The sequence below is a fragment of the Methylocapsa polymorpha genome (genome assembly GCF_045689225.1).
GTDB lineage: Bacteria > Pseudomonadota > Alphaproteobacteria > Rhizobiales > Beijerinckiaceae > Methylocapsa > Methylocapsa polymorpha.
This window is the reverse complement of the sequence record NZ_CP136862.1, coordinates 1999943-2014539: the sequence shown is the minus strand read 5'-3', so window position 1 is coordinate 2014539 and position 14597 is coordinate 1999943. Positions and strand designations below refer to the sequence as shown.

The 14597-nt window shown below is 57.7% G+C and carries 16 protein-coding genes and 1 pseudogene; all 17 read right to left on the bottom strand.

The window, feature by feature from the left end:
* Positions 1 to 312 precede the first annotated feature (312 nt).
* Positions 313 to 609 (bottom strand): ferredoxin family protein, encoded by a 297-nt coding sequence (locus RZS28_RS09250; RefSeq protein WP_407337480.1) that lies wholly within the window; start codon positions 607 to 609, stop codon positions 313 to 315.
* A gap of 71 nt (positions 610 to 680) precedes the next feature.
* The gene (locus RZS28_RS09245) at positions 681 to 1982 is read right to left on the bottom strand and encodes an FAD-dependent monooxygenase (protein WP_407337479.1); all 1302 of its coding nucleotides are present in this window, start codon (positions 1980 to 1982) and stop codon (positions 681 to 683) included.
* 12 nt (positions 1983 to 1994) lie between these two features.
* Positions 1995 to 3101 (bottom strand): electron transfer flavoprotein subunit alpha/FixB family protein, encoded by a 1107-nt coding sequence (locus RZS28_RS09240; RefSeq protein WP_407337478.1) that lies wholly within the window; start codon positions 3099 to 3101, stop codon positions 1995 to 1997.
* A gap of 28 nt (positions 3102 to 3129) precedes the next feature.
* Entirely contained in the window at positions 3130 to 3984 is an 855-nt protein-coding gene (locus tag RZS28_RS09235) for an electron transfer flavoprotein subunit beta/FixA family protein (protein ID WP_407337477.1), read from the bottom strand.
* 170 nt (positions 3985 to 4154) lie between these two features.
* Positions 4155 to 4487, bottom strand: coding sequence for a nitrogenase stabilizing/protective protein NifW (gene nifW / locus RZS28_RS09230; RefSeq protein ID WP_407341006.1), 333 nt, complete (start codon positions 4485 to 4487; stop codon positions 4155 to 4157).
* Positions 4488 to 4515: 28 nt separating this feature from the next.
* Positions 4516 to 4982, bottom strand: a pseudogene (locus tag RZS28_RS09225) (serine O-acetyltransferase); the annotation flags it as partial.
* Between the two features lie 31 nt (positions 4983 to 5013).
* Complete coding sequence (nifV, locus tag RZS28_RS09220) at positions 5014 to 6225, bottom strand: homocitrate synthase (protein ID WP_407341090.1); 1212 nt, start codon at positions 6223 to 6225, stop codon at positions 5014 to 5016.
* A gap of 105 nt (positions 6226 to 6330) precedes the next feature.
* Positions 6331 to 6657 carry a NifU family protein gene (locus RZS28_RS09215; RefSeq protein WP_407341005.1) on the bottom strand — a complete coding sequence of 109 codons (327 nt, stop codon included), beginning with the start codon at positions 6655 to 6657 and terminating at the stop codon, positions 6331 to 6333.
* A gap of 10 nt (positions 6658 to 6667) precedes the next feature.
* Positions 6668 to 6991 (bottom strand): HesB/IscA family protein, encoded by a 324-nt coding sequence (locus RZS28_RS09210; protein WP_407341089.1) that lies wholly within the window; start codon positions 6989 to 6991, stop codon positions 6668 to 6670.
* A gap of 400 nt (positions 6992 to 7391) precedes the next feature.
* Complete coding sequence (locus RZS28_RS09205; protein ID WP_407341004.1) at positions 7392 to 8021, bottom strand: nitrogen fixation protein NifQ; 630 nt, start codon at positions 8019 to 8021, stop codon at positions 7392 to 7394.
* A 3-nt stretch (positions 8022 to 8024) separates the two neighbouring features.
* Entirely contained in the window at positions 8025 to 8336 is a 312-nt protein-coding gene (gene fdxB / locus RZS28_RS09200) for a ferredoxin III, nif-specific (RefSeq protein ID WP_407341003.1), read from the bottom strand.
* A 29-nt stretch (positions 8337 to 8365) separates the two neighbouring features.
* The gene (locus RZS28_RS09195) at positions 8366 to 8566 is read right to left on the bottom strand and encodes a CCE_0567 family metalloprotein (protein ID WP_407341088.1); all 201 of its coding nucleotides are present in this window, start codon (positions 8564 to 8566) and stop codon (positions 8366 to 8368) included.
* Positions 8567 to 8596: 30 nt separating this feature from the next.
* Complete coding sequence (locus RZS28_RS09190; RefSeq protein WP_407341002.1) at positions 8597 to 9067, bottom strand: NifX-associated nitrogen fixation protein; 471 nt, start codon at positions 9065 to 9067, stop codon at positions 8597 to 8599.
* A gap of 8 nt (positions 9068 to 9075) precedes the next feature.
* Positions 9076 to 9480 (bottom strand): nitrogen fixation protein NifX, encoded by a 405-nt coding sequence (nifX, locus tag RZS28_RS09185; protein WP_407341001.1) that lies wholly within the window; start codon positions 9478 to 9480, stop codon positions 9076 to 9078.
* A 46-nt stretch (positions 9481 to 9526) separates the two neighbouring features.
* Entirely contained in the window at positions 9527 to 10906 is a 1380-nt protein-coding gene (nifN, locus tag RZS28_RS09180) for a nitrogenase iron-molybdenum cofactor biosynthesis protein NifN (RefSeq protein WP_407341000.1), read from the bottom strand.
* Positions 10907 to 10915: 9 nt separating this feature from the next.
* On the bottom strand, positions 10916 to 12805 hold the full coding sequence (nifE, locus tag RZS28_RS09175; protein ID WP_407340999.1) for a nitrogenase iron-molybdenum cofactor biosynthesis protein NifE: 1890 nt from the start codon (positions 12803 to 12805) through the stop codon (positions 10916 to 10918).
* A 195-nt stretch (positions 12806 to 13000) separates the two neighbouring features.
* Positions 13001 to 14563 carry a nitrogenase molybdenum-iron protein subunit beta gene (gene nifK / locus RZS28_RS09170; protein ID WP_407340998.1) on the bottom strand — a complete coding sequence of 521 codons (1563 nt, stop codon included), beginning with the start codon at positions 14561 to 14563 and terminating at the stop codon, positions 13001 to 13003.
* Positions 14564 to 14597 lie beyond the last annotated feature (34 nt).

The following is a 14597-nucleotide window of genomic DNA, read 5'->3' as shown; positions in this document are numbered from 1 at the left end:
CGCCCGGGCCGTGCTGCTCCTAGGCCGGACCCTTCGGCGAGCAACCCGCCGCTGACGACAACGCGAGAAGACAGCCTGAAGCCAATCCGGCTCGTACTCAGCACCTATCGCACGCAATCGCGAGATCAGCCGCAGAAGCAATCTCGCGAAAGCCTTATGAATTTAGGCGTTGGATGGCTCTGCTTCTAATATCCCGGCAACAGTCATGAGCATGTAGCTGCAACCGATTTGGCGCTGTGACGCGCCTTCGCGATGACCGAAGCCGTCGCGGCCAGTCAAAACATACGCGCCCACGGCCGAAGGAGGCCCCATTCAGCCGAACTTGAACAAGACGCCGAAGCCGCCGCGGGGATAGTTCCAGGTTATTTCGCCGGTCGGCTCCGCAACGACGCGGCACGTTCCGCACTCCACGCACCCATCGGTGGTGATTTCGACCTGGCCCGAATCCGTCTGAGCGTAGCATCCCGCCGGGCAAATGCGGGTCAACGACAAAAGCCGCGGCGATGGAACGCTATGCGGCGTCACCGTGATATGCGGACGTCCGGCATCCACGAGATAGCGGTTTTGAAAGAGCTTGTCCTCGACCCGGACCACGGTTTCAACATTCATCGCTCGCTCCTTTCATAGCACGGATATGACATGACCGAGTGTCGGCTTGCCGCCGCCAAATTGTCATTATCTCATCGCCAAGCACGCGCCATGCCAAGCATGTCGCCAAGGAGACCTTTGATGCGACGGGTTTTGAAGAAGGATTTGACGATTTCATTTTCCTTCGACTTCTTGTCGAGGCCGTCGACCCGAAACCACGTCTGCGCCGCCTTCGACAAGAGTTCCGGATAGGTTGTGAACAGATGCTTATTGTGCAGGGCGCCCGGAAGGTTCTTATACTTTTTCAAATCCTTCATCACGAAGGACTCGTCGAGCCTCGCCTTGTAGCTGGCCAGATTCGCCGCCGTCGCCGGCGCATTTCGCGACTTCAAATCCATAATCGTTTCAGCGGCGAAACGACCCGTCGTCATGGCGAGATTGGAGCCTTCGCGATGAACCGCGTTGACGAATTGGCCGGCGTCGCCAACAATCAGCCAGCCGTCGCCGAAGAGCTGCGGAATCGCCTTGTAGCCGCCTTCGGGAATCATATGCGCGGCATATTCCTTGACCTCCGATCCGGCCAGGAGCGGTTTGATCGAAGGATGCGCCTTGAAGGATTCGAGCAGGCCATAAGGGGTCTGGCCCTTGTCGGCGAAATCCGAAATGAGACAGCCGATGCCAATCGAAATACATTCCTTGTTCGTGTAAAGGAAGCCGGTCCCGGTCATGCCGTTGGTGATTGTGCCGGCGGCCTCGATGACGACGCCTTCGTCCCCTTGCAAGTTGAACCGCGCCTCGATCGTCTCGCGCGGCAAAAAGTGCATTTCCTTGACCGCGAGCGCGACCGTATCCGGCGGCGGCACCGAGCGAAGGCCAGCCCGCGCTCCTATGAGGCCGCTCACGCCTTCGGCCAGGACCACAACGTCTGCGAAGATCGGGGCTCCATCGCGATCGGTGCGCACGCCAATGACCTTGCCATCGCCGTCGCGCACGAGTTCGAGGACCGTCGTCTCGCAAAGGACGAGCGCGCCCGCCCCAACCACGCGGCGGGAAAACCACTTGTCGAATTGCGCCCGAATGATTGTGTAGCGGTTCGGCCGCTCTTCATTGAAATCCTCAGAACGATAATGAGCGCCGCAATAGGAGCGGTTGTCCATCATCCAAATGCGCTGTTCAATGATATGCCGTTCGAGCGGCGCATCTTCCCGGAAATCCGGGATAAGGTGCTCAAGCGCGTCGGCGTAAAGGATCGCGCCCTGAACGTTCTTTGAGCCCGGATATTCTCCGCGCTCAAGCTGAAGAACCTTCAGGCCGCGCGTGGCGAGCGTAAAGGCGCAAGCGTTTCCCGAAGGGCCGGCGCCAACGACGATCGCATCGAATTTTTCTTGCGCCATTGTGAGCTCCCGTTATTCGGCCGCAGGCCGGGCGGCCGCGGCTGACAGACGTTTGCGAAACGCTTCCGTGAGCGCCGGAAGCGCTACGGCCGCATCGGCGACGATTCCGACATGGGCGAAATCAAAAATGGGCGCATTCTTGTCGGTATTGATCGCAACAATCAGATCGGCCCCCTCGACGCCGACGCGATGCTGAATGGCGCCTGATATTCCCGCGGCGATGTAAAGGCGCGGCCGGATCGTCTTTCCGGTTTGGCCGATCTGGCGGTCCGAAGTGATCCACCCTTTTTGAACAAGCGGTCGCGACCCGCCCCATTCGCCGCCCAGAGTCTCGGCGAGCTTGCGCACCAACTGGTAATTTTCCGCATTCTGCATCCCGAGGCCGCCGGACACGACGATGTCCGCGTAAGGGAGGTTCGCCTTGTCCGTGCTTCCATCCGGCAAGAAGGCCAAAACCTTGGTGATGATGTCCTCTTCCGGAAGGGAGACGTCATGGCGGACAATCCGGCCCGTGCGCCCCGATTGATAGATCGGCATCGGCGCCACGCGCGGGCGCATCGTCGCCATCTGCGGCCGATAGTTCAGAGTATAGATCGTGCAAAGAAGCGAGCCGCCAAAGGTCGGCCGCGTCGCCGCAAGCGAGCCGTCGGCGTCGACGGCGAGCTCGGTGCAATCCGCCGTCAGGCCGGTGAGCAGCGTCGTCGCCACCGAGCCTGCGAGATCGCGCCCAAGGTTTGTCGCGCCGAGCAAAAGAATTTCCGGCTGATATTTAAGTACGAGCTCCGTCATCACCGCCGTGTAGGGCTCGTTTCGGTAATCGACGAGCGAAGGATTTTCGACGACATAGCAGACGTCGGCGCCATAGGCGAAGGCGTCGGTCACGGCCGCCGCGGTGCCTTCGGGCGGCCCCAGGACGACGGCACCCAGATCGACCTTGAGTTGGTCGGCGAGTTTGCGCCCCTCCCCCAAAAGCTCCCAGGAAACCGGATGAACGACGCCACGTTCGAGCTCGAGCATGACCCACACATGCTTGTAGCTCTTCAGGTGGTCCGGCAGCTCCTTTTTCTGATTGGCCCGGCTTTTTCCTGCCGCCGCCGGCGCTTTGGCCTTGTCGTTCATAGGAAGCTTCCCTTAATACAAATGCGCATCAATAGCCCGCAGCCCCTTTGAGCAAATCCCGTTCGAGAGCCGGCTGCCTCTTGGCGATTTCCGCGATCAACGCTTCGGAAATGTCGCTCGGCGACTTGTCCGCAACGTCGATTTGGAACGCCTTCTCATCGCGCGCAGCCGGTGCGAAAACCTTCTTCACGATCGTCGGCGACCCGCGCAATCCACATAAAGTCAAGTCCGGAATTCCCGCCTGCGCCGCGCTCCACGTGATGATCTCCGCCCGCGCGCCGCGCAAGGCGTCTTCGATGCTGCCGCGACGGATGTCGTTCGTGCCCTCGAGCATGGTGATGAGACACGGGAGCTTGGTTTTCAATATCTGGATGCCGCCCTCGGCGCGCCGCTGAACCGTGATTTCCCGGGCCTCGAAGTCAAAGCTCTCGATCTTCGCCACATAGGTAAGCTGCAATAAGTTGAGCCGCTTGGCGACGCCCGGACCGACCTGCGCGGTATCGCCGTCGATTGTCTGCTTGCCGCAAAAAATGAGGTCGGGCGCGCCCCAGTTCTCAGTCACTTTCGCAATCAGAAACGACAGAGCGTAAGACGTCGCCAAAGTGTCGGAGCCTGCGAAGAAACGATCCGTGAGCAGCACAGCCCGATCGGCCCCAAAGGTCAGACATTTGCGCAAAGCCGTATCGGCCATCGGCGGCCCCATGGTCACGACAGTCACCTCGCCGCCATGACGATCCCGGAGCCGCAACGCTTCCTCGAGCGAGAAAAGATCATATGGGTTGATGATCGTCGGCACGCCTTGCCGCATAATCGTGTTCGTGACCGGATGAACACGGATCTGTGCCGAATCGGGAACCTGCTTGACGCAGACCACAATATGCATGGATTGCCTTTCGCCTTCGCTCAACGATTGTCCAAAATGGGAACGAGCAAATCCCAGACCACTCACGAGGGCCCGGACGCCGACGCGCCCCAAAATGACCGCCCGAACACAGGACGCCAAGCTGGCTCAAAAACTACGCCTAAATATTAGGCGGCTAGCGTCAGATTTCTCTATTTCAGCAGATCCGAAAACGGCACGACCGGCGGCGGCGCTGGGGGAGCCTTTTCCTGGACGGCTTCCTTCAAGACCTTGAACACGCGCTCCTTCAGCGGATCGGATTTCTGAAAGTCTTCATACGCCCGCTCGAGAGTGGTCCGGCAGCGCTGCCGGACGATATTGTCCGGCAATCCATCCAGGTCTTCCGTCGCCAGATATTGGCCCATGCGCTTCATGATATGCATGCGGACAACATTGACCTTGTCTGCATCGTAGGGAACTTCGAGCAGCTTGAAGAAATCTTCCGCGGAAGAAAGAGTCTGTAGAGCCTTCAGAGTCTCACTCATGACACATGCGCCTTCTAAAAACGGCCAATCATTCGACGGCGGCGCGCGGGTGGCGCGCCCAGCCAGCGACTTCGCCTTGCAAATGCGCTAAACGCGCTTCAAGAAATTCTATGCGGTCCAGCAGGGATCTGATCGCGTCGCCGACCGGACCCGGCATCAGGTGATGCTCCAGATCGATCCGTCCCCCTGCGAGCCTCCGGCGATCGCGCACGTCCCGGACGATCCGCCCAGAAACGCCAACGACGGCGATGCTTGGCGGCACATCCTCGATGACGACCAAATTGGCCCCGATCCGAGATCCTGATCCGATGATAGGCCCCAGGATCTTTGCGCCGATCCGACAAGCACGCCATCTTCGAGCGTTGGATGCCGTTTGCCAGTCTCCCAAGAGACGCCGCCGAGCGTGACGCCATGATAAAGCGTTACGTCATTTCCCACGACCGCGGCTCCACCTATCACGACAAAAGCGCCGTGATCAATAAAGAAACGGCCTCCGCAAACGCGGCGTCGCTCACAACCGTATCCTCTAATGCGGCAACGCCGCCACATCAGGCGAAAGCAAGCTGGCTGAGCGCGAGCGGCCGCCATTGACCGCTTGATAGAAACTCATGAGCATATCCCTGGAAACCCCGGCTTTCGTTTGCTGAGCGTAAGCTCTGATCGCCGTCAAGACGACTTTGGCGTCATCCGGCGACGCGTCGAAGCCAAGCTCCCTTAGAGCGTTCCTGACCGCGCCGAGACCAGAATGCTTTCCTAAAACCATGCGATGGCTGCGGCCAAGAACCGCGGGATCCAGCGCCTGGTAGCATTGCCGATCTTTCAAAAGGCCATCGACATGTATTCCGGACTCATGCGTGAAAACAGCGCCGCCGACGATCGCCTTCGCCTCGGGAATCGCGCGACCGGCGGCGCGCGCGACAATTTCCGCGACCTCCGAAAGCCGGCGAAGGTCGATCCCGCTCTGATAGCCGTAAAGCACCTCCACCGCGACGGCGACTTCTTCGAGCGGCGCGTTTCCCGCCCGCTCGCCCAGGCCGACGACGGTCACGCTCGCATGACATGCTCCCGCTCTCAGCGCAGCAAGCGTATTCGCCGTCGCCAAGCCTAGATCATCATGCGCGTGGATTTCGATTTCGAGATCGCAAGCCCGTCTTAATCGCTCGATCATCGCATATGTGGCGAAAGGATCGAGGACCCCAAGCGTGTCGGCGAACCGAATGCGCCGAGCGCCCGAGCGCGCGGCGCAGTCTCCAACATGCAGCAGGAAATCGATATCCGCCCGAGACGCGTCTTCACACCCGACCGCGATCTCGAGCCCCTTGTCTCGCGCATAAGGCACCACGTCGGCAATCAGCCTCAGAGCGTGATCGCGTCCTGCGCCGAATTTCGCCTTCAGCTGAACATCCGACACCGGGACGGAAACGTTCACCATGGGCACGCCAGACGCCACCGCGGCGTCCACGTCGGAGCGCAGCATGCGACACCAAGCGATTGCAGTCGGAGGCAGACCCTCGCGCACGATCGCGTTGATCGCCGATATTTCCTCCGCGCCCATCGCCGGCGTGCCGACTTCAATTTCGGGCACCCCGGCCAAAGCCAGCACGCGAGCAATCGCGACCTTTTCGGCGATCGTGAACGCTACGCCGGGCGCCTGCTCCCCGTCCCGCAAGGTCGTGTCATTTAGGACGATAGACGCCGGCGATCCACTTCGCGGCGCCGCAGACATGACATTGATCATCGCGGGCATAGATGAAGCACTCCAGCCTTACAACCAAGGCCAAGGCGTCAATCCAAAGAGTGAACGAGCAGTTGCCTAGCTCTTAAAGCTCAGAAAATCAGGCCCTCACAAATGGGGCAAATTGCCGCCGACCGGGATGACGCGGATCATCCGCCCTGTCGCTTCGACGAGCTTCGCCTGCACGCCATTGAGAGTCATCGACGACAATTGACAGCCGACGCAAGCGCCGGTCATGCGCACGAAGACTTTGTCGCCCTGCACGTCAATCAACTCGCAATCCCCTTTATCCCTTTGGAGATTCGGGCGAATGCTCGCCAATGTCGCTTCAATAATCTTCCGGCGTTCTATTGCCACGAGGTCTGCGCCATCGGCCGCATCCTGAACCGCAGCGCCGTCATCTTTGACGTCGACCTTTTGAACAGAGTTCAACATAAAACGCCCCTTAACTAAATGACTTGCCGCAAGAGCAGGAATTTGTTGCGTTGGGATTCTCGAAGACAAATCCGGCGCCCTCGAGACTTTCGACGAAGTCAATTTGCATGCCAGACAGGAGCGGCTGCGAAAGGGCGTCGACAAAAACCCTAACGTCGTCGCCAGCGTCCACCACAATGTCCCCATCGCGGGCTTCAGCGTCCAAGCCGATTTGATATTTATAGCCGGCGCAGCCGCCTGCCTCGGCCTTCACACGGAAACCCGCCCCGTCTTTCCCGGAACGAACGAGTGCACTCTTCACAGCGTTAAGCGCGCTGTCGGTAAGGGAAATCATCAGGGAGCCTCCTTGCCATTCACTTGACGCTCTAAATAAAGCAATTCTCACGCCACGCCTTAACCGTATGATTTTCCGTTCAATGCGGCTAATACCCGGCGCTGTCGTGATCCGGACATGCGTCGCAACGGTGACAGCAGTAAAACTGATTGTAGTCAAACACGAGTCTCAATTCCGCTGGGGCGACTCTCTCCCCACCAGCGACGGACCCGAATTTCGCTGCGCAATCCTTAGGCAGGCGCAGATAAGACCCAAGACAAGGCGCGACAGCCAAAAGACCGCGCCCTTGGCCCTGCGCCGAATTTCCACACGCCAAAGGCCTGAGCAGTCACCATCAGGCACATATTCTAACGCTACTGGACTTGAGCCATCTTTTAATCCAGCTTTGCGTCGCCTTCACTCAGCAGGCGCCGCCATTCCGGGCCGTCCGCGCCAGGGCGGATGGGCCCGACTCGTCGCCAAAACAAATGTGGAACTCCGCACAAGAATCACAAGTCGGCGATGGACACATAGAAAAACCTTCCGCCTCGCAAAGCGCGCGATAGAGGAATTTCTTCCAACGCATGTTTCGTGTGTTTTTCTCAGCCAGCCCGGGAAAATGTCGGAGAAGCAGTTTTGAAAGATCCCCCCTGGTCGCAAGCCCGAGATCTTCCCATAAATGATTGCTCTCTAAGGCCCGTCGCGCGACTATGCTCGCCAGCCATTGCCCGACAGATCCATCCGCCGAACGATTTTGCATCAATAAAGTGCGGACCATCAGCTCCTCATCTTCGGGAGCCAATTCCCTCTTGCCAGCGCTCTCAACAAAACTATCGACGCATAAATATCGCGCCAAAGCGGCAAATTCGTCAGGATCGACGCCAAGCCGGTCCGCGATCGTGTCTCCTAGACGGGCCGCCTCTGCTGCGGAATGCAAGAAAATACGACCCAAAACATGACGATCGAAGCTCTGTTCCGACGGCGCAGCCGAAGCTTCAAGACAGCTCGCCGCACCGCCGGAATTTTCCTCTAATGTCCCAACCAATCGCATGGCCTAAGCCCCGATTTCCTCCAGCTCGCCCGCCTTGGTATGAGTTTGACAATCTTTTGGACATACCCGGGCGCAGGCGCCGCAGCCGATGCAGGCGCCGATATCATTCATCGCCATCACCTTGCGGTCGAAATCATCGTCGTCTTCGTCTTCAAGCTCGACGATGTCGCCATCATGGTTGACGCCTTTCAAAGTCATGACATCGCGGCCGCAGACTTTATAACAGCGACCGCAGCCAATGCATGTGTCCGGATCAATGGCAGTCAGGAACTCTGGCTCCCACATGCGCCCGTCGCGCGTTGCCTTTTCGTCCATTGTCTCATTCCTTTAGCTAGATCGGGCGCTTAAGCGGGCGATAAAGCGTTGAGCGCCGCCCGCTTGCTTTCCAATAGTTCAAAGGAGTCATGAGCGCGCTGCGCCACTGAAAGAATTTGCTGCCAATTGATCGGCAATTCTTCAGAAAGATCATGCAAGTCCATCTTGGCCTGCATGGCCTTCGCGGAAAGCTTTTTGATCTCCGCCTTCAATTCATCAGCCTCACTCATGCAACCAACCTCCGGCTCCTTCGCCAAACATCAATATTTCGCGACCTCAGGAAACTTGTTGATCATATCGGTTCCGGCGGCCACGGCCTTATCGCCTTCCTCGGCGAGCTTCTCCAGACTGTCGAACCCAAACCGATGCACATCCCGAAGCATTTTATTGACCACGATCAGCCGGCCGGCCATCAAGATCATGCGGCCGAACCCTTCATGCGACATCTTCATCATCGGCGAGACCATGCAGCCCGTCGCGCGTTCAATCGTGAGACCGATCGCGTTGTAGAAGAGTTCAAGCCTCCAAAGGGTTTCGGGATCCGGATCGCCAACAAGCGGAATTTCCTTGCGCTTCGCCTTATTCACAATGTAAGGCTCGATCAAATCGTAATCCGATTTCCCGTCCCAAGCCCCGTGCATGTCCTGCGCGCGCCATTGTTTTATCAATTCTTTTACGAATACTGTTTCCATCGCAGCCGGCTTTGCCGGCGCTACTGCTACTTCGGACATGTTGAGCCTCAATCCTCGTAATTGACTTCTTCTTTGCTTTCGCCGCTTTTCGCCATGGCTTTGCGGAGCCATGGCGGCGGCGCAGGCGCCTTCAGAACATCTTGCAATTTAGTCAAGAGCTCGGAAATCGCCTCAGGCTCCTTGACTTTCATCGGGAAAATGTTGTTCGCGACCACGCGGGCGGCGCCTGAGCCTCCGATAGCGGCGACATATAAAATCGCGCAATCCTTTACCGCGTTTATTTTTGGCTCGAGCTTGTCCTCATTGCCGTCTTCCTGAAGGTCGCCGTTGAACTCGATGGTTTCGATAAATTCGTGTCCGTCGGGCGAGACATTGTAGATTGCGATATTTTTGGCCCAGCCGAAGTGAGCATCGACCCTTAAGAGATCCTGAGTGGCGAACGCGACTTTCATGCGGGCTCCGTTCTTGTTTACAAAAGCGATCTGGCCGAAGACCAATCTAATGCGCGACCGTCGTCGTAAAGGCCTTATTTTCAGAGTCGCCTGTGGGATGCGGATACCAGGTGTCCGGCGTCGCCACATGGGCGTTGGCGATGAACGTATTCGCAATATCGAAAATCAGATCCCGCGCGCCGCGGTAGCCGACGGCCGTAATGTGACCGGCGCCTAGACGATCGAAGATCGGCAAACCCATCCGAAACAACGGAATATGCAGCCGCTCTGAAGCCTGGCGTCCATGCGCGTGAGTAATCAGAAGATCACATCCAGGGGCCATTGATTCCAAATCTTCGAGATCGCCGATCAGCACGGATTCAGAGGGAACTCTTTCAAGAATTGGAACAGAGTTCGTCGAAATGGCAACCTCGATCTGGCAACCCATATCGACGAGAAAGCTTGAAAGATCAAAGAGGAAGTCCGGCTCCAGGCCGACGGCGATCTTTTTGCCGCCAGTGTGAAAATGACCATCCAGCATGGCGTCGACAAGCTGGCTGCGTTGCCGCTTGAATTTCATCGGCACGTCGCGTCCGCTGATCGCCATAAGATGGGCAAAGAGCGCATCGGTCGGCAGCAAGCCTATAATGCGGTCGAAAAGCCTATAAGGAACGCCGATCTTTTCCTTCAAGGCTTCGGCGGCCAGGCGCATATGCTCGCCAATGGCGATGATATGGGACGCATTGCCGAGATCGGCGATCTCTTCCAGAGAAATCCCGCCAAGCGTTGTCGGCGTAAAATCGTCCGGGATATGCCCATCGAGCGAAGCCGCAAGATCCGGGAGGAACAAAGGCTCGAAGCCAAAAGCTTCGATAATGTCGCGCAATTCGTCGAGATCTCCGGGCGTCATATGGCAGCCCGGAAGCACGACGAGTTTCTTCGGATCCCGAACGACATCCTCCGGCGGGTCCTTGACCAGAGTCTTGACGATCTTCGCGACAGTCTTCTCCCAACCGTCTTGGAAAGCGTCCTTGAAATCCGGCGTCGAGACATAGACGAGAGAAACATCGTCCAATTCCGGATGTTGCTGGCGAACGAGCTTGATATAGCTGTCGACGTCGTCGCCCTTAGTTTCGGTCACGCCGGTTGAGCAAATGCCGATCAATCGGGCCTTTTGCTTATTCGAGATATTGACGATGGCCTGCTCGACATTCTCATAGCCGCCAAGCACCGTCGCCACTTCGCTCATCGCCGTCGTCTGAAGCGGGATCGCTTCCTTGAAATGACGAACGAAGAGCACGAGTCCGAATGACGTGCAGCCCTGTGAGCCGTGAAAAAGCGGCATGCTGTCGCGAATTCCCATGAAAGCGAGCGCGCCGCCGATCGGCTGGCTCATCTTCAACGGATTGACCGTGCAGGCCTTCTTACCAATAGTGACGGTAGCCATCGCCTCACCTCATTCCGCTGCGATCGCGATCGGCGCCACGACTTCCGACAGGATGTCGTCGATGTCATCGCAGCAGCCGGTGCAGCCGCTGCCCGCTTCCGTGGCTTCCGTCACTTCCGCAACGGTTGTCAAAGACTTGGCGCGGATCACATCTTCTATCGTGCCGCGATCGACTTCCTTGCAACTGCAAATTTTCGTCGCCCGGCGCTTCGCTTCGGCCTCTTCCGGGGTCAGTTCGACGACCGGTCCCGCAGCCTCCGCAAAACCGGTAAGAATGCCGTCGATCGTGCCGCGGCAGCTCGTGCAGCCGCTGCCCGCATGCGTCGTATCGACGACCTGCTCGACCGTCGTGAAGCCATTCGCGAGAATAGCGTCCTCGATCGTCCCGAGATCGACTGTCTTGCACTTGCAGATCTTCTTCGCCCGGCGCTTCGCCTCGGCCTTAACCGGATCGGCGGCGAGCTCCGCAGCTTCACGGGCAGCCTCCGCATCCGCCTTGGCCTGCCAGCTGTCCGCGGCCTTCGCCCAAGGCGCTACCGTGCGAACCTGCTCCCAGATCGGATTGTAAAGCGCCTTATCAATCTCGCGAACGAGATCGACCATCCCGCGATACCCGGAATAGGCATGATGGCGCTCTTGGTTGATGTCCAACCATGGCATGTTCGCTTTCAATGCAATAAACTGCGAACGGCCGCCCGACAACATGATGTCCGCCCGCGCATCTTTCAGCATTTTGTACATTTCGCGCGGCGACATATCGTCGAAAGCATGAGCGTCTTCGCCCATCAATTCCTTGATGCGCTCTTTATCTTCCTTAGTGGATTTCTTGACGCTGGTGCCGACAATTTCCATGCCGACCTCCTGAAGCGCAGCCACGACCGACCAGGATTTGACGCCGCCGGTGATGAGCAGGACCTTTTTGCCCTTCAGGCGCGGCAGATAGGACATGATTTCGTCCCACGCGCGCTTTTCTTCGCGGGCGATCACCGCTTCGACGCGGTCCATGAATTCCGGCGGAGCGCCGCGATCAATGACCAGCTGCGCAAGTTGACGCAGCGAATCGCTCATATCGCCGATGCCGTAAAAGGAGCCTTCAAAGTAAGGAATTCCGTAGAGATCTTCGAGCTTGCGCGTGATGTTAATCATCGCCTTCGAGCAGACCATCATCGTGGCCCTGGCCCGATGCGAACTGGCGACATCGGTATATTTCGCGTCGCCCGAGATGCAGGACAAGATCCGAAAGCCGATCTCCTTCAAGAGCGGTTCGACCTGCCACATTTCGCCGGCGAGGTTATATTCGCCGATAATGTTGACGTCATAAGGCGTCGTATATTCGGGCTCGACTGTGCCGATAACATGCGCAAGCAAAGCCTCGCCGGCAAGCTTGTTGCCGAGGTTTTTCGGCCCAACGAAGCCGGGCGAGTTAACCGGAACAATCGGCTTGCCGAATTTCTTCGACGCCGCCTTGCACACTGCGTCAATATCGTCGCCGATCATGGCGGGAACGCAGGTTTGATATACGAAAACAGATGGGGGATTATATTTTTCGATAATCTCCTTGATGCTTTTATAGAGACGCTTTTCTCCGCCAAACACAACATCGGTTTCGTTCATATCGGTGGTAAACCCTGTCCGATACAGGGTCGAACCCGACGAATAGGCCCCGCGATTGTCCCAGGAATTCCCTTCGCAGGCGATCGGTCCGTGCACAAGATGCGCAACGTCAGTGATCGGCTGCAGCGCGATCTTTGCGCCGTCAAAAGCGCATCCGCCCGCCGCCCCGCCTGGCTGCAACTGCTTCGTGCAGCCTTTTTTGCGCTCCTTCTCCGACTTCGCCGCATTCTTAGGGCAAGCGGGCTCGTTAAAGACGTCCTGAACTGTCGCCGAAACACTGCTCATTTCACTCTCCTCGCCCATGCGCTGCAAAGGCGCTGGGGAATGCAAATGTTCCGATCAAAAGCGCTTGACGCCAATACGGCCTTCCGGGCTATGTGGCGTTCCAAAGCGCAAACACCCCTCGGAACTGAATGCGGCGGACATTGAACTAAAGCAAGTTCGATGCCCGCCGCAGAATTTTTCAGACGCCTCCGGCGATTAACGAATAATGTCGTAGCTGAAGTCGGAATGCGCCGGCACGATCGTGTTTTGGTCAATCACCTCAAAGATACGATCGAGAATCCAGACCAGAACGTTCAAACCGCCCTGATATCCCCACACCGGATAACGATGGTGATGGTGACGATCGAAGATCGGGAAGCCGATGCGGATCAGCGGGGTTCCGGTATCGCGCTCCAGATACTTCCCATAGGTATTGCCGATCAGGAAATCGACCGGCTCGGTGAAGAGCAAGGACCGCATGTGCCAAAGGTCGCGCAGCGGATAGACATGGCAATTCGCGCCGAATTGATTCGAGGCCAACAGCGCTTGAACCTTCGCCTCCCATGCCTTGCCGCCATTGGTGGCGAGGATATGGGTCGGCTCACCGCCGCATTCCATGATGAATTCAGCGAGCCCAATGCACAAATCCGGATCGCCGTAGATCGCGAATTTCTTGCCGTGAATATGCGCGCTCGAATCAGCTAGCGCATCGACGAGACGACCACGCTCAAGCTTCAGCTGGTCCGGGATCGGCTTGCCTGTGAGACGCGAAATTTCCAACAGAAACTTGTCGGTCGCGGCTACGCTGATCGGATGATTGAAGGAGGCCGTCTCGTGTTTCCATTCCTCCTCAATGTACTTTATCGTCTTCTCCGTGCAGTATTCCTGCATCGAGACGGTCGCCTTGGCGTGCACAGCAGCGTTCATTTCGTCGATCGTCGTGCCGCCGTCGAACATGCGGAACGTGCCGTCGGTGGGCGTATCCCACACATCGCTGTTGTCAGCGATGATCGTGTATTCGACGCCCATCAGATCGAAGATGCGCTTGATCTCGCGAAGGTTGCCGACCGTGTAAGGATCAAAGCCGCCGATGAAGTTGATGGTCTCGTTCGGCACCCGCGCAAGCTTTTCGACCGTGCCGGCCTTGCCGCCCCAGAAATGCTCGAAAATGCCTTTCAGCACATTGTCGTAACCCGTGATATGGCTGCCGACGAAGGCGGGCGTGTGAGCGAAGGGAACGTCATAGGCTTCGGGAACCGAGCCCTTGCTCTTCGCGGTCTTGATGAAGGCGTTGAGGTCGTCGCCGATCACTTCCGCCATGCAGGTGGTCGAAACCGAAATCATTTTCGGCTTGTAGAGGTTATAGGTGTTGGCGAGCCCATCGATCATATTGTTGAGGCCGCCGAACACAGCCGCGTCCTCCGTCATCGATGACGAGACGCAAGAGCTGGGCTCTTTGAAATGCCGGGAAAAATGGCTGCGATAATAGGCGACGCAGCCTTGCGAGCCATGCACGAAGGGCACGGTGCCTTCGAAACCGACCGCAGCGAACACGGCGCCGAGCGGCTGACAGGCTTTGGCCGGATTGACGGTGAGCGCCTCACGCGCGAAATTCTTCTCGCGATATTCCTGGGTCTTGGTCCATTCGACCACCCGCTGCACTTCCGCATCGGCGACCGGATTTTCAAAGTTCTTCTTCTTGTTCGCGAGCATCTCCCGATATTCCGGCTGGCGGAACAAGTCGAAGTGATCGAGAACGTGATCGGCGTTCTGAGGCATACCAAAAAATCCTTTATATCTGCTTGTCTCTTTC